The following is an 18,257-nucleotide window of genomic DNA, read 5'->3' on the forward strand; positions in this document are numbered from 1 at the left end:
CGATTGCCTGGTCGTACCGCGTCACTGGCGCCTGGTTTCGTCTCCTGCTGGCGCTTCCTGAATCTGGCCGATGAAGTTGGCCAGTCAAGTTGCCCGATGAAGTTGCCCAATGTTGTCTCTGGAGCGCGTTGACCGAGGTTCACTGGCCGCCAGGCTTTCCGGACCCTCCGCCCGCGCCTCGCTTTTTGGACTCGTTCTCCGGATCTACACATGACGACCTCTCCCGCCCCGACCTCCCAGATGGCCAACGCGATTCGCGCGCTGGCGATGGATGCTGTTCAGAAGGCGAATTCAGGCCACCCCGGCATGCCGATGGGCATGGCGGAAATCGCCGTCGCGCTGTGGTCGCGCCATCTGCGTCATAACCCGACGAATCCGCACTGGGCGGACCGCGACCGCTTCGTGCTGTCGAACGGGCACGGCTCGATGCTGCTGTACTCGCTGCTGCATCTGACCGGTTACGACCTGCCGATGGAAGAGCTCAAGAACTTCCGTCAACTGCATTCGAAGACGCCGGGCCACCCCGAGTACGGCATGACCGCGGGCGTCGAGACCACCACGGGCCCGCTCGGCCAGGGCCTCGCGAATTCGGTCGGTATGGCGCTTGCGGAGGCGTTGCTGGCGGAAGAATTCAACAAGCCGGACGCGAAGATCGTCGATCACCACACGTATGTGTTCCTCGGCGACGGCTGTCTGATGGAAGGCATTTCGCACGAAGCCTGTTCGTTCGCCGGCACGCTGAAGCTGAACAAGCTGATCTGCTTCTACGACGACAACGGCATTTCGATCGACGGCGAAGTGGTCAACTGGTTCCACGACGATACGCCGAAGCGTTTCGAAGCTTATGGCTGGAACGTGATTCCGAACGTCAAGGGCGACGACGTCGAAGCGGTCGATGCGGCGATCAGGAAAGCGAAACAGTCGGACAAGCCGACGCTGATCTGCTGCAAGACGGTGATCGGCGAAGGCGCGCCGCATAAAGCCGGTTCGCACGACGCGCACGGTGCGCCGCTCGGCGCCGACGAAATCGCGGCCACGCGCGCGAATATCGGCTGGACCGCGGAGCCGTTCGTGATTCCGCAGGACGTCTACGCCGCGTGGGATGCGAAGGAATCGGGCGCGAGCGTCGAAGGCGAATGGAACAAGCGTTTCGCCGCCTACAAGGCGAAGTATCCGACGGAAGCCGTCGAATTCGAACGCCGGATGTCCGGCAAGCTGCCCACCGACTGGGCGCAAAAGGCGCAGGCGATCATCGCCGGCGCGAACGAGCGCAAGGAAACGGTTGCGACGCGCAAGGCTTCGCAGCAAACCATCGAAGGTCTGGCCGCGGCGCTGCCGGAACTGCTCGGCGGCTCGGCCGACCTGACGGGCTCGAACCTCACGAACTGGAAGGCGTCGAAAGCGGTGCGCGCGCGCAAGGAAGGCGCGAGCGGCATCCAGTGGGGCAACCACGTGAACTATGGCGTGCGCGAGTTCGGCATGAGCGGCGCGCTGAACGGCATCACGGTGCACGGCGGCTATAAGGCATTCGGCGGCACGTTCCTGACGTTCTCCGACTACAGCCGCAACGCGCTGCGCGTCGCCGCACTGATGAAGGCGCCGAGCATTTTCGTGTTCACGCACGATTCGATCGGTCTCGGCGAAGACGGTCCGACGCACCAGTCGGTCGAACACGTCGCGAGCTTGCGTCTGATTCCGCATATGACGGTGTGGCGTCCCGCTGATACCGTTGAAACGGCGGTGTCGTGGACGCAGTCGATCGAGCACAAGGGCCCGTCCTGCCTGATCTTCAGCCGGCAGAACCTGCAGTTCTCGGAGCGCACCGATGCGCAGATCGCGAATATCGCGAAGGGCGGCTACGTGCTGCGCGACTGGAGCGACGACGTGCCCGCGCGCAAGGTAATCCTGATCGCGACAGGCTCGGAAGTGGAACTCGCGATGAAGGCGGTCGAGCCGCTCGCACGCGAAGGGATCGCGGCGCGTGTCGTGTCGATGCCGTCCACTAATGTGTTCGACCGTCAGGACGCCGCGTATCGCGAGCGCGTGTTGCCGGCAGGCGTGCGGCGCGTCGCGATCGAAGCGGGCGTGACCGAGTTCTGGCGCAAGTATGTGGGCCTCGAGGGCGGCGTCGTCGGTATCGACACGTTCGGCGAGTCGGCGCCCGCCGGTGCGCTGTTCAAGCATTTCGGCTTTACCGTCGAGAAGGTAGTGGAGACGGCGAAAGCCGCGCTCGGCTGACGCGCATGGGCGCCGCCGCGCTGCGAGCGAAGCGGCGCGCGCGGCGCAGTCCGCAGCCGCAACGTGCAGATTTTTTTTAGTCACCAGGAGAGAGCAATGACGATTCGCGTCGCAATCAACGGCTATGGCCGGATTGGCCGGAACACGCTGCGTGCGTTCTACGAGAACGGCAAGAAGCACGACCTGCAGATCGTGGCGATCAACGACCTCGGCGATGCCAACACCAACGCGCATCTGACCCAGTACGACACCGCGCACGGTCGCTTCCCGGGCGAAGTGAAGGTGGACGGCGAGAACCTCGTCGTGAACGGCGACAAGATCCGCGTGCTCGCGAACCGCAACCCGGCTGAACTGCCGTGGGGCGACCTCGGCGTTGACGTCGTGATGGAGTGCACGGGCTTTTTCACGACGAAGGAAAAGGCGAGCGCGCATCTGAAGGGCGGCGCGAAGAAGGTGATTATCTCGGCGCCGGGCGGCAAGGACGTTGACGCGACGATCGTCTACGGCGTGAATCACAACACGCTGAAGGCCGCGCACACGGTGATCTCGAACGCATCGTGCACGACGAACTGCCTGGCGCCGCTGGTCAAGCCGCTGAGCGACAAGATCGGCCTCGAAAACGGCCTGATGACGACGATTCACGCCTACACGAACGACCAGGTGCTGACCGACGTCTATCACGAAGATCTGCGCCGCGCGCGCTCGGCGACGCACAGCCAGATCCCGACCAAGACCGGCGCCGCATCGGCGATCGGTCTCGTGCTGCCGGAACTGGCTGGCAAGCTCGACGGCTACGCGATTCGCGTCCCGACCATCAACGTGTCGATCGTCGATCTGTCGTTTATCGCGAAGCGCGATACGACGGTCGATGAAGTCAACGCGATCATGAAGGAAGCGTCGGAAGGCGCGTTGAAGGGCATTCTCGGCTACAACACGGCGCCGCTCGTGTCGATCGACTTCAACCACAACCCGGCTTCGTCGACGTTCGATGCGACGCTCACGAAGGTGTCGGGTCGTCTCGTGAAGGTGTCGAGCTGGTACGACAACGAGTGGGGCTTCTCGAACCGCATGCTCGATACGGCGGTGGCGTTCGCGAACGCGAAGTAAGAAGCGCGAAATAAGGAACGCGAATAACGTACGCTGAATAAAGCGTCGCGTTGCTCGAAGAAGGCTGTCCTGTTATTTAGGGCAGCCTTTTTTATTTTTGCGGCGTCGGAAAATAGACGCCCGCGCGCTGCGCCGCATTGGCGATGTGCGTTTCGATCGCGTTGCCAGCCGCGGCTGAATCGCGCGCCTTGAGCGCGTCGAGAATCGCGCGATGCTCGTGATACGTCGATAACACCAGTTCGCGTCGATAGAACGGCATGCGCTGGCTTTCCTTCATGATGTCCGCGCTGCTGCGCAGGACCGTCTCAATCGCCGCATTACCGGCGATATTCACGATACGCATGTGAAATTCGAAGTCGAGCTGCGCGGCTTCGTCGAGTTCGTTTGCCGTCAGCGCCGCTTGCAGGGCGGCGATGTTGTCCTCGAACCAGACGATGTCGTCCTCGCTGATCGCGAGCGCCGCCATGCGCGCGGCAAAGCCTTCAAGCGCGTAGCGCATCTGGTAGGTGTCGGGCAGCGAGGTCTGGTCGGCGAAACGCCACGGGTGCGCGCTCGATGCCTTCGTGCTTTGCACGTAGACGCCTTTGCCCGCGCGAATCGCCAGCAGCCCGAGTGCCTCGAGTGTGGTCAGCGCTTCGCGTAGCGACGCGCGGCTGATCGATAACTCTTCGGAAAGCTGACGTTGTGCGGGCAGCAAACTGCCGACGGGATAAACGCCGCCTTCGATCCGTTCGCGGATCGTGGCGATGGCGGCGTCGGTGACGGTGTGCGGAGCGTTCTTCATGATTGGGCAGACTCGAGCGTGGTCTGACCAGCATTGTAGTCGCGATTTCTTCGGCTGCACCGGCTCGAGGCGTAAACGCACGGCCGTGCACGGGCGAGTGATCAAAAAGAGTGCCTGAAATTCACGGGTAAACACGGTCCCTAACTTCCTTGACTCGACTATATCGGCTTCCTACTATCCGCCATAACAGTACTGGTCGGACCAGTATGAACAGAAGTCGATTCGTCGCAGCAATCCGTAACCGGGAGAAAGCCGTGTTGAAGTTTTTCAATTCGCTGTTTGGTCGGGTGGTGATCGCGCTGGTCGCGGGCATCGTAATCGGCGCGCTCTTTCCGCATTTTGCGCAGTCGTTGCGGCCGCTCGGGGACGGCTTCCTCAAGCTGATCAAGATGGTGATCGGGCCGATCGTGTTCTGCGTGGTGGTGAGCGGCATGGCGAACGCGGGCGATCTGAAGAAAGTCGGCCGCGTCGGCGTGAAGGCGGTCGTCTACTTCGAGGTGATGACGACGATCGCGCTCGTGATCGGCGCGGTGCTCGCGTATGTCACGCGGCCCGGTGTCGGCATGAATATCGATCTGCATTCGCTCGACGCGGCGTCGCTGGCCACGTACACCGATCACGCGAAGAGCCTGAAAGACACCGCGGGCTTCCTGCTGAAGATCATCCCCGAAACGGCGATCGACGCGTTCGCGAAAGGCGACATCCTGCAGATCCTCGTGTTCTCGGTGCTGTTCGGCTCCGCGCTGTCGCTGCTCGGCGAGCGTGCGCAGCGTGTCAACGGGCTGATCGAAGAGCTTTCGCATGTGTTTTTCCGCGTGATGAGCTTCATCATCAAGCTCGCGCCGCTCGGCGTGCTCGGCGCGATCGCATTCACCACCGGCACATACGGCGTCGCGTCGTTGAAGCAGCTCGGCATGCTGGTCATCGTGTTCTACGTGTGCTGCATTGTGTTCGTCGCGGTCGTGCTGGGCATCGTGATGCGGCTCTCCGGCTTGAGCATATTCAAGCTGATCCGCTATTTGCGCGAGGAACTGTCGATCGTGCTCGGCACGGCGTCGTCGGATGCGGTGCTGCCGCAGATCATGCGCAAGCTCGAATGGATGGGCGTCAAGGATTCGACGGTCGGCCTCGTGATTCCGACCGGTTACTCGTTCAACCTCGACGGCTTCTCGATCTACCTGACGCTCGCGGTGATTTTCATCGCGCAAGCGACCAATACGCCGCTGTCGATGCACGACCTGATCGTCGTCGTGCTCGTGTCGCTCGTGACGTCGAAAGGCGCGCATGGCATTCCGGGCTCGGCAATCGTGATTCTCGCGGCGACGCTGTCCGCGATTCCCGCGATTCCGGTGTTGGGCCTCGTGCTGATATTGCCGGTCGACTGGTTCGTCGGCATCGCGCGGGCGCTGACGAATCTGATCGGCAACTGTGTCGCGACGGTCGTCGTCGCGGTGTGGGAGTCGGACATCGACAAGGCGCGCGCCCGTCAGGTGCTGAATCTTGCGCCGGGCTACCGCTACATCGCCGCTGAGAACGAAACGCCCGAGGAGACGCAGCACCACGGTCATGCGCCGGCGGTGTGAGCGGTAGCGAACGGCTTTCAACCTTGCTTCAGCAGCACTCATCGACCGATCGATCATCGAGTAAATCATCATGGCCCAACCTGCTCTCGACCCCAACGCCCCCGCCTTCACGCGCCGCTATATGAATCTCGCCGATCCGCGCCTGGGTGCGAAGGCGCTTTTCGCCAGCGACGAATTCTTTGCGCCGAAGGAGCGGATGCTCGATCCGCAGCCAGCCGTGTTCATTCCCGGTAAGTACGACGAGCACGGCAAGTGGATGGACGGCTGGGAGACGCGCCGCAAGCGCACGACCGGCCACGACTATTGCGTGCTGCGCCTTGCGCGGCCCGGTATCGTGCACGGCGTCGATCTCGACACGAGCCATTTCACCGGCAACTTTCCGCCGGCCGCCTCGATCGAGGGATGCTATACGGACGCCGAGGTGCCGCCCGATCAGGCCGACTGGCAGACGCTCGTCCCGGCCACTACGCTGCAAGGCAACCAGCATCACTATGTCGACGTCGACGACACGCGGGTTTTCACGCATCTGCGTGTGAATCTGTTCCCTGACGGCGGCCTTGCGCGACTGCGCGTGTACGGCCAGCCGAAGCGCGATTGGGAGCGCCTCGAGCGCGGCACGCTGGTCGACCTGGCGGCGATCGAGAACGGTGCGTATCTGGTCGCCGCGAATAACCAGCACTTCGGTCCCGCGTCGCAGATGCTGATGCCGGGCCGCGGCGTGAACATGGGCGACGGCTGGGAAACACGGCGCCGCCGTGAACCCGGTAACGACTGGGCGATCGTCGCGCTGGCGCGGCCGGGCACGATTCACAGGGTCGAAGTCGACACCGCGCACTTTAAGGGTAATTTCCCCGACCGTTGTTCACTGCAGGCCGCAACGGTGACCGGGGGCACCGACGATTCGCTGGTCACGCAGGCGATGTTCTGGCCGGTGCTGTTGCCGGAGCAGAAGCTGCAAATGGATCATGTGCATACGTTTGCGGCCGAGCTGGCGGCGCTCGGCCCGGTGACGCATGTACGATTCAATATCTTTCCGGACGGCGGCGTGTCGCGGCTGCGTCTGTGGGGAGAAATAACGTAAATGAGAAGGTAAATGAGCGGGTAAATGAGCGGCTAATTGAGCGACTCACCAGCGAGTCAATGAGCGACTAACCGGCGATGAGATATCGGGAGCAGCGGCGATGAATACACTGCGAATCGAGCGTCTGACGCGCGAAGCGTTTGCGCCGTTCGGCGATGTGATCGAACTAGACGGCGCGCGCCACTATCCGATCAATGGCGGCACGACCGAGCGCTATCACGACCTCGCAAGTGTCGACGTCGGCGAGGGCGGCGGCCGGCCGCTGATCAACGTGTTTCGCGGGCAGCCGCGCGCATTGCCGATCGAGATATCGATGATGGAACGGCATCCGCTTGGCAGCCAGGCGTTTGTGCCGGTTACCGACGTACGTTATGCGATCGTGGTGGCGCCGGCGGGCGAACTCGATCCGTCGCGTTTGCGGGCGTTCATGACGGAAGGCTGGCAAGGCGTTAATTATGCGAAAGGCGTCTGGCACCATCCGCTGCTTGCGCTCGATCGCGTCAGCGATTTCATCGTGATCGACCGCGGCGGCGAAGGGCCGAATTGCGATGAACAGACATTGCCCGAACCGTGGCGCCTCGTGCTTTAGCTGATGTAACGGTGGCGAATCGCATCCGCTAGCCTGACGAAAAAAGACCCGCCCGACTTTCATCGGACGGGTCCTTTTTTGTTGTGTGCCGCGTCAGTGCTTGCGATGCGGGCAGTTGTCCTTCGTGCACGCACCGTACAGCGCGAGCGCATGCTCCTGGAGCCGGAAACCGCGCTGCTTCGCGATGGCCTGCTGGCGATTCTCGATTTCAGGGTCGAAGAATTCCTCGACGAGACCGCAATCGATGCACACGAGGTGGTCGTGGTGCGTCCCTTCGTTCAGCTCAAAAACCGCTTTGCCCGATTCGAAATTGCTGCGCGTCAGCAATCCGGCCTGCTCGAACTGTGTGAGCACGCGATAAACCGTCGCAAGGCCGATGTCGAGTTCTTCGTGCAGCAGATTGCGGTACACGTCTTCAGCCGTGAGATGGCGTACGGGGCTGTGCTGGAAGATCTCGAGAATCTTGAGGCGCGGTAGGGTCGCCTTGAGCCCGATATTCTTGAGATCGGTTGGATTGGTCATGGCAAGGGATCCCTAGAGTACAATGCAGGGTTCTCATAGTAATTGGATTTGCCGTTCAGGTCATCTTCGACGGAAACTTGCAAACCTACGTGGCTCGTAGCGGCTTGTTTTACGGCTTGTTCGTGGCAAATAGAGCCCGCACGGTGAGGGAAATGATTCCAAAATCTGTATTGTTCTACCGGGGGAGCCGCATGCGGAGTACCTTGCTTGCCGCGGCGGCCGTAGCGCTGGTTGCCGGATGTTCCACATACGATAGCGTGACGCAGAAAATCGCGCAGAGCATCACGCCATACCGCATTACCGTCGTGCAGGGCAATTTCGTGTCGAAAGAGGCGGCGGCACAAATGCAGGTCGGCATGTCGCGCGCGCAGGTGCGTCAGTTACTCGGTACCCCGTTGTTGACGGACATGTTCCACGCGGACCGCTGGGACTACCTCTTCTATTTCAAGCGCGGCTCGACGGCGATCGTCCAGCAGCGCGATTTCGTCGTGATTTTTGCGAACGACCGCGTCGCGAGCTGGTCGGGTGGTGAAGATCTGCCGTCGAATCTCGAACTGCTCGCCGATATCGACGGCGACAAGGCGGGCAAGAAGACGCACGCGACGGCGATTGCGGCAAGCAGCGCGAGCGCGCCGGCTGCCGCGGCATCCGGCGCATCGGCGGCCGTCGCCGCGGGTTCGCAGCCGGCGGTGGCGCCGTCCACGCCGGACACCACGCTTTCACCGACCGCGGAAGCGGCGCAGGCAGGCAATCTGCCGCCTGAGGACCCGAACGCACAGGCCGCGCAAGCCGCGAACCGGTTGACGAACGCCGTGCCCTCATCGCCGGCGCCGGGCGCGACGCCGTCGGTGCGCGCGGGCACGCCGCAATCGAACGGCGGTGTGCCGCAAAACGCTACGGCGCCGGGCCAGCCGCAGTTCCACTTCCAGCGTCCGCCGCCGCCGCAAATTCAAGGCGTGCCGCAGGACAATCCGGTTGGACCGACGGGTCCGCAGAGCAGCACTCCGCAGGCGCCGGCGCAGTCGCAACCGGCGTCCTGATTGTCTGATAGACGGGAACGGGCGGTGCCTCGCAAGGTCCGCCTTAGGTGGTCCGCTTTAGGGGGGCTGCCTTGTAGTGGTCCATTCAGCGGTCCGTTTCCGTATTGCCGCACAGGCGCGGTGCGGGCCCATGCCAATGCCGTTGCCGAGTCACGTCGCGAGACACGTTACCGAGTCAGCCATGAAAATTGCCATTGCCGGCGCATCGGGCCGTATGGGCCGCATGCTCATCGAAACCGTTCTCAACGAATCTGACATGACGCTTTCGGGCGCGCTCGATCGCCCCGGGACGCCGCAACTGGGCCAGGACGCAGGCGCATTCCTCGGCAAAGAAACGGGCGTCGTGTTATCGGACGACATCGACGGCGTGCTCGCGAAATCTGACTATCTGATCGACTTTACGCGTCCCGCGGGGACGATCGCGCACGTCGACGCGGCGATGCGTCACAACGTGAAGGTCATCATCGGCACGACGGGTTTTGATGACGCGCAAAAGGGGCAGCTGCGCGCCGCGGCTGAAAAGACCGGCATCGTGTTTTCGTCGAATATGAGCGTGGGCGTCAACGTCACGCTGAAGCTGCTCGAATTTGCCGCGCGTCATTTCGCGCAAGGCTACGACATCGAGATTATCGAGGCGCATCATCGTCATAAGGTCGATGCGCCGTCCGGCACCGCGCTGATGATGGGCGAAACGATCGCCGATGCGCTTGGCCGTAAGCTTGATGATTGCGCGGTGTATGGTCGGCATGGTGTGACCGGCGAACGCGATCCGTCGACGATTGGTTTTTCCGCGATTCGCGGCGGCGATATTGTCGGCGATCACACGGTGCTGTTTGCGGGCACGGGCGAGCGCATCGAAATTGCGCACAAATCGGCGAGCCGATTGTCGTATGCGCAGGGCGCGTTGCGCGCGGTGCGTTTTCTCGCGGGACGCGAGAACGGTCTGTACGATATGCAGGACGTGCTCGGGCTGCGGTGAACGGCTAGCGCAAACGCGCGGCGGGCCCGTTAGCGCGTCACGTCCACGTCCGTTCTGCGCGTTTTCAAACTGCGAGGTCAGATGGCAAGCCCCGGCATTCTCCACTACCTGCAAACCAGCGATGCCATCACGCATGGCGTTGCTTATGTGCTGGCGGCAATGTCGATTGCCAGCTGGTGCTTCCTGATCGTCAAAGGCTGGATGCTCGGGCGCGCGAAGCGGCAGGCGCCGCGCGCAATCTCTATTTTTTGGCAGGCTTCCACATTGTCCGATGGCGTCGCCGCGCTGCGGCGCGCGGACAGCGAGCGCGTTTTTACGCCGCTTGCGGAAGCTGCGCTGCGCGCATCGGAAGTCGAAGTTCCGGGCGCGATGCTCGCGCGCGTCGAGCGCAGCGAGCGCGTGCTGCGTGCGTTGCGAGAGGCGCTCAGCAAGTCGCAGCGCCGGCTGGAGTTCGGACAGGTGCTGCTCGCGTCCGTAGGAAGCACGGCGCCGTTCGTTGGCCTGCTCGGCACCGTGTGGGGCATTTATCACGCGCTCGGCAGCATCGCGGAGAGCGGGCAGGCGATGATCGAGAATGTCGCCGGGCCGGTCGGCGAGGCGCTGATCATGACCGCGTTCGGTCTCGTAGTCGCGATTCCTGCGGTGCTTGCGTACAACGTGCTCGGACGCCTTGTGCGGCAATTGTCCGAGGAACTCGACGGCTTCGCCCACGACTTGCACGCGTACCTGTGCGCACCGGCGGAGCGGCAGCCACGCGATGCCGCGGAACACGCGGCGAGCCGCAACGCCGCCGCGCATCGCTAACGCGCGCATCGGCGGCATATTCCCGCAACACGACGCGGAGACCCAGCGACATGGCATTCGGCGGACTCGACAAGCACAAGACAGCGGCGCCGATGGCGGACATCAACATGACGCCGCTGATTGACGTGATGCTCGTGCTGCTGGTGATTTTCATCATCACGGCGCCGCTTTTCACGCACGCTATTCGGCTGGACTTGCCGCGCGTGAGCGCATCCGAGGCACGCGAGACGCCGCAGACGGTGACGCTTTCCATTGATGCGGCGGGCAAAATCTACTGGAATGACAAGCCGGTGACGCTCGATCAGATGCGCGCACGGTTCGATGAAGCGGGCAAGCAGAAGGATCAGCCGGAAATTCATTTGCGCGCCGCACGGACCACGCAGTATGAGGTGATTGCTCAGGTGATGGGCGCGGCGCAGCAGGCGGGGTTGGAGCGGATCGGGTTTGTGACGCAGCCGCCGGCGGATCCCAATGAACGACGTTCTTCGGGTAAAGCGGCGACTGATCGGCCGTAGCGCGCCGGGCGTCAGCGCTTTGAAGGACAGCGCTACGATTCGACGCCGCAATAGGACGGCAAGGCGCGCCGCTGGATAAATGCAAAAAAGCGCGGATGACTGTTACCAGTCAACCGCGCTTAAACCTACGTTATCGGAATACGCCGCAACTTCCAGCGCATCCGTTTCAGGCTTAGCTTAGAACTCGTAGCCAACCTGCACTCGGGCACCTGCGTCGCCCGTCGAGGTCACGGACAAGGCGCCGTTCGTCAGCCACTTGCCGTTGCGTGAACGGTGCGTCACGCCTACCGCTGCGGCCGCGCCGCTCTTGTACACGCCGCTGCCCGCTGCGACGACCGTCTTGCCCGGCTGGGACGGCGTCAGGTTCGGCATTGCCATCGCCGCTGCGATACCGGCGTACGAGTTCTTCGCGACCTGATTCACCGTGTTCTGCACCGAGTTGATGCGCGAATCGGTGTAGTCCTTCGCGGTCATGCCGGCGGGCATGTTGCCGATTGCGTCACCTACTGCAGCGTTCAGCTGTTCGACGTTCACGGCGTCGGTGGCTTCCGTACCGGCCGCCACGTTGGCGATCTGGCGCTCGCTGCCCGCTGCGCCCACCGAGACGGTGTTCGCACGGTCAGCGACCGAGTTCGCGCCGAGGGCGACGGAGTTGTCCGCCGAAGCCTTCGCGTTGGCGCCCATCGCCGTTGCGTGGTTGCCGCTTGCGACTGCGGCTTCCGTTTCGCGGCTGCCGTTTGCCGTGAACAGCGGGTTCGACGAATTGTTGGCGATGTTCGTCACGTTGGCGATGGCTTCGTTCATCTGGCTCACGTTGACCGCGTCCATGCTGTCGGTGCCGGCCGCCACGTTGTGGATGGTCGTGCCGCCTGCGACGTTGTCGCCCATCGTGATGCTGTTGTAGTTGATCGAGCCGTCGGCGTTGTGGTCGTACGTGGCTGCGGCGTTTGCGGTGCCGTCGGTGTTGATCAGGCCTGCCGCTTTGAGCTGGCCGAGATTGACGGCGTCGGTATCGGCTGTGCCGGCTGCGACGTTCGTGATCTGGCGTTCCGCGCCGGCGGCGCCGACTGACACCGTGTTCGCACGATCAGACACCGAGTTCGCGCCGAGTGCGACCGAGTTGTCTGCCTGTGCACGAGCGTTGCCGCCGATTGCAACCGCATCCGTGCCGATTGCCTGCGAGTCGGCCAGAACCGAGTTGGCGTGGAAGTACTTGATGCCGGTTCCGTTGTTCGTGATGTTGTTCAACGACTCGTTGATGTTGCTGATCGCCGTCGAGTTGATCGTCGTGCGCTCGTCGATGTTGGTGATCGCGTCGCCGATGTTGTGAACCGTCGTGCCGTCAACCGTGTAGCTCGGTGCGGAGATCGTGCCGTCCGCGTTGACCGTCGAGCCGCCGCCGATTGCGTCCGCAATCGAGGTGCTGACGCTGTACAGCTGCGAGCCGTTCACGGCGTCGGTGCTCGTGGCGTTGACTGCGCCAGCCTTCACGTTCGTGATGGTCGTGCCGTTCGCGCCGTTCAGCGTGACCTTGTCATGCGCCGATGAGTCGTACGCAACTGCGTCAGCGAGCGAGCCGTTGATGTTGGTGATCTTCGAGTTCAACGTGGTGATGTCGCTGGTGTTTTGCGCGACGTTCTGGTTCGTGGCGTACAGCTGCGAGCCGTTCACGGCGTCGGTGCTCGATGCGCTCAGGACGCCGGCCTTCACGTTCGTGATCGTCGTGCCTGCTGCGCCGCCTGCCAGCGTGATCTTGCCCTTCGTGGCGTCGTCGTAGGCGACGAAAGCGTTCGAGACATTGCCCGAGGTGTCCACGTTCAGGCCTGCGGCCTTGAGTTGTGACATGTTCACTGCGTCGGTGTCGGCCTTGCCTGCTGCGACTCCCTTGAGCTGACGTGCGCCAGCCGTGCCGGTGAAGTCCACCGTCGTGCCGTTGGTTGCCTTAGCGACCGTGATCGACTTGGTAGTCGCGTCCTGCTGGACCAGGCCCACCGTACCGTTGCTGATGTTGTTCACCGTGTTCGACAGGTTCGTCACGTTCGTGTTGGTCGCGTTCAGCTGCGAGCCGTTCACGGCGTCGGTGCTCGTGGCGTTGACTGCGCCAGCCTTCACGTTCGTGATGGTCGTGCCGTTCGCGCCGTTCAGCGTGACCTTGTCATGCGCCGATGAGTCGTACGCAACTGCGTCAGCGAGCGAGCCGTTGATGTTGGTGATCTTCGAGTTCAACGTGGTGATGTCGCTGGTGTTTTGCGCGACGTTCTGGTTCGCGGCGTACAGCTGCGAACCGTTCACGGCGTCGGTGCTCGATGCGCTCAGGGCGCCGGCCTTCACGTTCGTGATGGTCGTGCCTGCTGCACCGCCTGCCAGCGTGACCTTGCCCTTCGTGGCGTCGTCGTAGGCGACGAATGCGTTCGAGACATTGCCCGAGGTGTCCACGTTCAGGCCTGCCGCCTTAAGCTGCGACATGTTCACTGCGTCGGTGTCGGCCTTGCCTGCTGCCACGCCCTTGAGCTGACGTGCGCCCGCCGTGCCGGTGAAGTCCACCGTCGTGCCGTTGGTTGCCTTCGCCACCGTGATCGCCTTGGTCGTTGCGTCCTGCTGGACCAGGCCCACCGTACCGTTGTTGATGTTGTTCGTCAGGTTCGTGATCGACGTCGTGTTGCCCGTCGTCGCCGTGTCAAGTGCGGTCAGCGCCGAGCCTACATCGCCCTTCGTCTGACCTTGCACCGTATAGGACGGCGCCTTGACCGTGCCGTCCGCGTTCACTGCGGCGCCACCGCCCAGTGCCGTCGTCACGCCCTTGAGCTGCGAGACGTTCACTGCATCGTTATCCGCCGTGCCGTTTGCAACGTTGGTGATCTTACGTTTAAGCGTTGACGAACCGACCGAAACGGTGTTTCCGGTGTCCGCGACAGAATTGGCGCCCAGCGCGACAGAATTGGTCGCAGACGCCGTTGAGTTTGCACCAAGAGCGGTGCCCAGATACGCATTTTGCGCAGATGCATTTGCACCGATTGCCGTTTGATAGCCGTAAGTACCCTCGACCATCGTCGCATTTGCGTTCGAGCCGATGGCGACGCTGTAGCCGCTTTGCACCGTATAGCCCAGCCCCCCGGCCGCAGCATTGTTACCCATTGCGATGGAGTCTCCATGGTACGCTTTGCATTGGTACCAATGGAGATGTTGTTGCCGCTCGTCACAGTCTTGGCGCCCGCGGTTGCCACCGCGCCACCGCCAATCGCGATATCGTTCGTGTAGTTTGCAGCCGAGTCGGCCAGCGACGAGTTCACGTGGAAGTACTTGATCCCCGCGTTGCCGTTGGTGATGTTGTTCACCGTGTTCGACAGGTTCGTCACGTTCGTGTTCGTCGCGTTCAGTTGCGAACCGTTCACCGCGTCCGTGCTCGTTGCGCTCACCGTACCGGCGCCCAAGCCCGTGATCTTGTTGTTATTCATCAGCACGGCGCCGACCATGCTGATGCCCGCCGTACCCTTCAATACGAGCGTACCATCCGACCAGCCGGTAACACGTGCTACCGAATCGCCAAAACCCGCTCCACCGTTCGAGTCACCATTAGTGTTCAGAGAAAAGGCAACCGTCCCATGGGTAGTACCCTCGTCGCTATTCCATCCATAGCAACCCACCCCATTATTGCTAACGTCACCGTAGCTATGTCCGCCACTCTCGCCACACAATTGCAAGCTGCCATTGATCGGCTGACCAGCCATAGCCGTGCCGCTAGACATCAGCCCACCAAGCCCACCTGCACAGAGCACTGCGCCGACAATTGCCAACTTGAGCGATGAAGATTTCTTGCGGCCCTTTGCATTTTCTTGCGCGACATTCCAAGTTGCAGTAACGGCATTCCAAACGATACGGTAAGCGCGATTCATAATTCGATCCCAAAAATAATCTAAAAAAGACCGAAGCAGTGCGCTCCCTGCTACGAAATAAAATGCTCTAGTTCCTGAGCTTTTCGTGGTTCTGTCCTTTGGGACAGTCAGCGCAACAAGGAAAATTCTAGAGATCGAATATTGAGATAGGCATCGGAGGATTCTTAAACCGTCTTATTTTTTGGGCGAAAAGCCGCCGTGCCGCTTAAGACTCGATTGAGTTTGAAGTCAGGAAACTTTGTAGAAAGAAAATTGAATGGCGGCTAATAGCGGATAGAAACGCAAACCAGGTTGTCGGGTCTTCACGCCTCCAGGATGCGGAGACGCACCACTGGGTGGCAGCGCCTCTCACCGGTCGCGCGCCGCGCAACCGGCCCGCACCGCCCGGCGCCGCCCCCACCGGACGGTATAATCAGCACTTTCCCCAAAACCGGGGATCCGACGACATTTGACCCAGCCGGGCAAGCGGCCCAGTGCCTCCGGACCGACCCAGCGACACCACCCAACCATGCAAGAAAAGTACATCCCATCCGACGTCGAATCCGCCGCGCAATCTCAATGGCGCGCGACCGACGCCTACAAGACGGCGGAAACCGCCAGCAAGCCCAAGTTCTATTGCGTGTCGATGCTGCCGTACCCGTCGGGCAAGCTGCATATGGGGCACGTGCGCAACTACACGATCAACGACGTGATGTACCGTTACCTGCGGATGAACGGCTACAACACGCTGATGCCGATGGGCTGGGACGCGTTCGGCATGCCCGCCGAGAACGCGGCGATGGCAAACAACGTGCCGCCGGCGAAGTGGACGTACGACAACATCGCGTACATGAAGGGGCAGATGCAGTCGATGGGCCTCGCGATCGACTGGTCGCGCGAAGTCACCACCTGCAAGCCCGACTACTACAAGTGGAACCAGTGGCTGTTCCTGAAGATGCTCGAGAAAGGCATCGCGTATAAGAAGACGGGCACGGTGAACTGGGACCCGGTCGATCAAACGGTGCTCGCGAACGAGCAGGTGATCGACGGCAAGGGCTGGCGCTCGGGCGCGGTCGTCGAGAAGCGCGAAATCCCGATGTACTACATGCGCATCACGCAGTACGCCGACGAACTGCTGAACGACCTCGAAGGCCTCGGCTGGCCCGAGCGCGTGAAGGTCATGCAGCAGAACTGGATCGGCAAGAGCTTCGGCGTGAACTTCGGTTTCCCGTATGAAATCGACGGCGAGAAGAAGCTGCTGCGCGTGTTCACGACGCGCGCCGACACGATCATGGGCGTCACATTCGCCGCAATCGCCGCCGAGCATCCGCTCGCGACGCGCCTCGCGCAGGGCAAGCCCGACCTGCAAGCATTCATCGACGAATGCAAGCACGGCGGCGTCGCCGAAGCCGATATGGCGACGATGGAAAAGAAGGGCATGGCGACTGGCTTCTACGTCACGCATCCGCTCACGCAGCAGCAAGTCGAAGTGTGGATCGGCAACTACGTGCTGATGAGCTACGGTGAAGGCGCGGTGATGGGCGTGCCGGCGCACGACGAGCGCGATTTCGCATTCGTGAAGAAGTACGGTATTCCGGTCAAGCAGGTAGTGGCGGTTGAAGGCCAGAGCTTTTCGACCGACGCCTGGCAAGAGTGGTACGGCGACAAGGAAAACGGCGTCCTGGTCAACAGCGGCAAGTACGACGGGCTCAACTACACGCAGGCCGTCGATGCGATCGCGGCCGATCTGAAAGCGCTCGGCGTCGGCGACAAACAAATCACCTATCGCCTGCGCGATTGGGGTATTTCGCGTCAGCGCTATTGGGGCACGCCGATTCCGATCATCCACTGCCCGACGTGCGGCGACGTGCCGGTGCCCGAGCAGGATCTGCCCGTCGTGCTGCCCGAAGACCTCGTGCCGGACGGCACCGGCAATCCGCTCGCGAAGTCCGAAGCGTTCGTCAATTGCACGTGCCCGAAGTGCGGCGGCGCGGCGAAGCGCGAAACCGACACGATGGACACCTTCGTCGATTCGTCGTGGTACTTCTACCGCTACGCGGCGCCCGATGCGAAGACGATGGTCGACGCGCGCACCGATTACTGGATGCCGATGGATCAGTACATCGGCGGCATCGAGCACGCGATTCTTCACCTGCTGTACTCGCGCTTCTGGGCGAAGGTGTCGCGCGATCTCGGCATCGTCAAGTTCGGCGAGCCCGCGAAGAACCTGCTCACGCAAGGGATGGTGCTCAACGAGACCTTCTACCGCGAAGACAAGACCGGCAAGAAGACGTGGTACAACCCGGCCGACGTGACGGTCACGCATGACGACAAGGGTCGTCCGATCGGTGCGACGCTCAATTCGGATAGTCAGCCGGTCGTGCTCGGCGGCGTCGAGAAGATGTCGAAGTCGAAGAACAACGGTGTCGACCCGCAGGTGCTGATCGATCAGTACGGCGCTGATACTGCGCGTCTCTTTACGATGTTTGCCGCGCCGCCGGAGCAGCAACTCGAGTGGTCGGGTGCGGGCGTCGAAGGCGCGAGCCGGTTCCTGCGGCGCCTGTGGGCGTTCGCGCAAGCGAATCACGCGGCGTTGCGGAAGCCCGCATCGTTTGACGCATCGCAACTGGCGGACGTTGAGAAGACCGTGCGTCGCGAGATCCACAGCGTGCTGAAGCAGGCCGATTTCGACTATCAGCGTCTGCAATACAACACCGTCGTCTCGGCCGCGATGAAGATGCTCAACGCAATCGAAGGCGCGCGCGATGCGAACCCGGGCGTGCTGCGCGAGACGTATGGCATCCTGCTGCGCGTGCTGTATCCGGTTGTGCCGCACGTGACGTTCCAGCTGTGGCAGGAACTCGGCTATGCCGAAGAATTTGGCGTACTGCTCGACGCGCCATGGCCGAAGGTCGACGAAAAGGCGCTCGAACAGGCCGAGATCGAACTCGTGCTGCAGGTGAACGGCAAGGTGCGCGGCGCGCTGACCATTGCAAAGGACGCACCGCGCGAAACGATCGAACAGGCTGCGCTCGCGCATGAGATGTTCGCGAAGTTCAGCGAAGGGCGGCCGCCGAAGAAGGTCGTTATCGTGCCGGGCCGGCTCGTGAATATCGTCGCGTGATTGCAGGCGCGCATGCGAA

Annotated in this window: 12 protein-coding genes and 2 pseudogenes; 10 read left to right on the forward strand and 4 right to left on the reverse strand. The window is 62.2% G+C overall.

Annotation, left to right across the window (positions count from 1 at the left end; translation table 11 throughout):
• Positions 1-240: 240 nt before the first annotated feature.
• Positions 241-2,238 (forward strand): transketolase, encoded by a 1,998-nt coding sequence (gene tkt / locus KZJ38_RS04250; RefSeq protein ID WP_425518345.1) that lies wholly within the window; start codon positions 241-243, stop codon positions 2,236-2,238.
• 96 nt (positions 2,239-2,334) lie between these two features.
• The gene (gap, locus tag KZJ38_RS04255; RefSeq protein WP_219798923.1) at positions 2,335-3,345 is read left to right on the forward strand and encodes a type I glyceraldehyde-3-phosphate dehydrogenase; all 1,011 of its coding nucleotides are present in this window, start codon (positions 2,335-2,337) and stop codon (positions 3,343-3,345) included.
• 91 nt (positions 3,346-3,436) lie between these two features.
• On the opposite strand, the gene KZJ38_RS04260 is transcribed toward gap, so the two are convergent.
• Complete coding sequence (locus KZJ38_RS04260; RefSeq protein WP_219798924.1) at positions 3,437-4,129, reverse strand: FadR/GntR family transcriptional regulator; 693 nt, start codon at positions 4,127-4,129, stop codon at positions 3,437-3,439.
• Positions 4,130-4,383: 254 nt separating this feature from the next.
• Here KZJ38_RS04260 and KZJ38_RS04265 point away from each other — a divergent pair, with 254 nt between their 5' ends.
• The 3 genes from KZJ38_RS04265 (at position 4,384) to KZJ38_RS04275 (ending at position 7,382) form a co-directional block, all read left to right on the forward strand.
• Complete coding sequence (locus KZJ38_RS04265) at positions 4,384-5,712, forward strand: C4-dicarboxylate transporter DctA (RefSeq protein WP_425518320.1); 1,329 nt, start codon at positions 4,384-4,386, stop codon at positions 5,710-5,712.
• 70 nt (positions 5,713-5,782) lie between these two features.
• Positions 5,783-6,793 carry an allantoicase gene (alc, locus tag KZJ38_RS04270; protein WP_219798925.1) on the forward strand — a complete coding sequence of 337 codons (1,011 nt, stop codon included), beginning with the start codon at positions 5,783-5,785 and terminating at the stop codon, positions 6,791-6,793.
• A 100-nt stretch (positions 6,794-6,893) separates the two neighbouring features.
• Positions 6,894-7,382 (forward strand): ureidoglycolate lyase, encoded by a 489-nt coding sequence (locus KZJ38_RS04275; RefSeq protein ID WP_219798926.1) that lies wholly within the window; start codon positions 6,894-6,896, stop codon positions 7,380-7,382.
• A 93-nt stretch (positions 7,383-7,475) separates the two neighbouring features.
• On the opposite strand, the gene fur is transcribed toward KZJ38_RS04275, so the two are convergent.
• Entirely contained in the window at positions 7,476-7,904 is a 429-nt protein-coding gene (fur, locus tag KZJ38_RS04280) for a ferric iron uptake transcriptional regulator (protein WP_219798927.1), read from the reverse strand.
• A gap of 191 nt (positions 7,905-8,095) precedes the next feature.
• Between fur and KZJ38_RS04285 the strand changes: the two genes are divergently transcribed.
• The 4 genes from KZJ38_RS04285 to KZJ38_RS04300 all read left to right on the forward strand — a co-directional run bounded on the left by KZJ38_RS04285 (position 8,096) and on the right by KZJ38_RS04300 (position 11,242).
• Entirely contained in the window at positions 8,096-8,944 is an 849-nt protein-coding gene (locus KZJ38_RS04285; protein WP_219798928.1) for an outer membrane protein assembly factor BamE, read from the forward strand.
• A 181-nt stretch (positions 8,945-9,125) separates the two neighbouring features.
• On the forward strand, positions 9,126-9,923 hold the full coding sequence (gene dapB, locus KZJ38_RS04290) for a 4-hydroxy-tetrahydrodipicolinate reductase (protein ID WP_219798929.1): 798 nt from the start codon (positions 9,126-9,128) through the stop codon (positions 9,921-9,923).
• A gap of 81 nt (positions 9,924-10,004) precedes the next feature.
• Positions 10,005-10,727, forward strand: a complete 723-nt coding sequence (locus KZJ38_RS04295; protein WP_219798930.1) for a MotA/TolQ/ExbB proton channel family protein — start codon at positions 10,005-10,007, stop codon at positions 10,725-10,727.
• Between the two features lie 50 nt (positions 10,728-10,777).
• The gene (locus tag KZJ38_RS04300; protein ID WP_219798931.1) at positions 10,778-11,242 is read left to right on the forward strand and encodes an ExbD/TolR family protein; all 465 of its coding nucleotides are present in this window, start codon (positions 10,778-10,780) and stop codon (positions 11,240-11,242) included.
• Between the two features lie 177 nt (positions 11,243-11,419).
• On the opposite strand, the pseudogene KZJ38_RS04305 reads toward KZJ38_RS04300, so the two are convergent.
• Positions 11,420-14,272 (reverse strand): annotated as a pseudogene (locus tag KZJ38_RS04305) (YadA-like family protein); the annotation flags it as partial.
• A 338-nt stretch (positions 14,273-14,610) separates the two neighbouring features.
• Positions 14,611-15,135: pseudogene (locus tag KZJ38_RS37070) on the reverse strand (ESPR-type extended signal peptide-containing protein); the annotation flags it as partial.
• Between the two features lie 508 nt (positions 15,136-15,643).
• Between KZJ38_RS37070 and leuS the strand changes: the two are divergent.
• On the forward strand, positions 15,644-18,238 hold the full coding sequence (leuS, locus tag KZJ38_RS04320) for a leucine--tRNA ligase (RefSeq protein ID WP_219798933.1): 2,595 nt from the start codon (positions 15,644-15,646) through the stop codon (positions 18,236-18,238).
• Positions 18,239-18,257 lie beyond the last annotated feature (19 nt).

The organism is Paraburkholderia edwinii (assembly GCF_019428685.1).
GTDB classification, from domain to species: Bacteria; Pseudomonadota; Gammaproteobacteria; order Burkholderiales; family Burkholderiaceae; genus Paraburkholderia; species Paraburkholderia edwinii.

What these genes read in the sequence shown, in the direction of transcription:
- tkt (WP_425518345.1), top strand. Translation starts at nt 241, where the DNA reads ATGGCCAACGCGATTCGCGCGCTGGCGATGGATGCTGTTCAGAAGGCG.
- gap (WP_219798923.1), top strand. Translation starts at nt 2,335, where the DNA reads ATGACGATTCGCGTCGCAATCAACGGCTATGGCCGGATTGGCCGGAAC.
- KZJ38_RS04260 (WP_219798924.1), bottom strand. Translation starts at nt 4,129, where the DNA reads ATGAAGAACGCTCCGCACACCGTCACCGACGCCGCCATCGCCACGATC.
- alc (WP_219798925.1), top strand. Translation starts at nt 5,783, where the DNA reads ATGGCCCAACCTGCTCTCGACCCCAACGCCCCCGCCTTCACGCGCCGC.
- KZJ38_RS04275 (WP_219798926.1), top strand. Translation starts at nt 6,894, where the DNA reads ATGAATACACTGCGAATCGAGCGTCTGACGCGCGAAGCGTTTGCGCCG.
- fur (WP_219798927.1), bottom strand. Translation starts at nt 7,904, where the DNA reads ATGACCAATCCAACCGATCTCAAGAATATCGGGCTCAAGGCGACCCTA.
- KZJ38_RS04285 (WP_219798928.1), top strand. Translation starts at nt 8,096, where the DNA reads ATGCGGAGTACCTTGCTTGCCGCGGCGGCCGTAGCGCTGGTTGCCGGA.
- dapB (WP_219798929.1), top strand. Translation starts at nt 9,126, where the DNA reads ATGAAAATTGCCATTGCCGGCGCATCGGGCCGTATGGGCCGCATGCTC.
- KZJ38_RS04295 (WP_219798930.1), top strand. Translation starts at nt 10,005, where the DNA reads ATGGCAAGCCCCGGCATTCTCCACTACCTGCAAACCAGCGATGCCATC.
- KZJ38_RS04300 (WP_219798931.1), top strand. Translation starts at nt 10,778, where the DNA reads ATGGCATTCGGCGGACTCGACAAGCACAAGACAGCGGCGCCGATGGCG.
- leuS (WP_219798933.1), top strand. Translation starts at nt 15,644, where the DNA reads ATGCAAGAAAAGTACATCCCATCCGACGTCGAATCCGCCGCGCAATCT.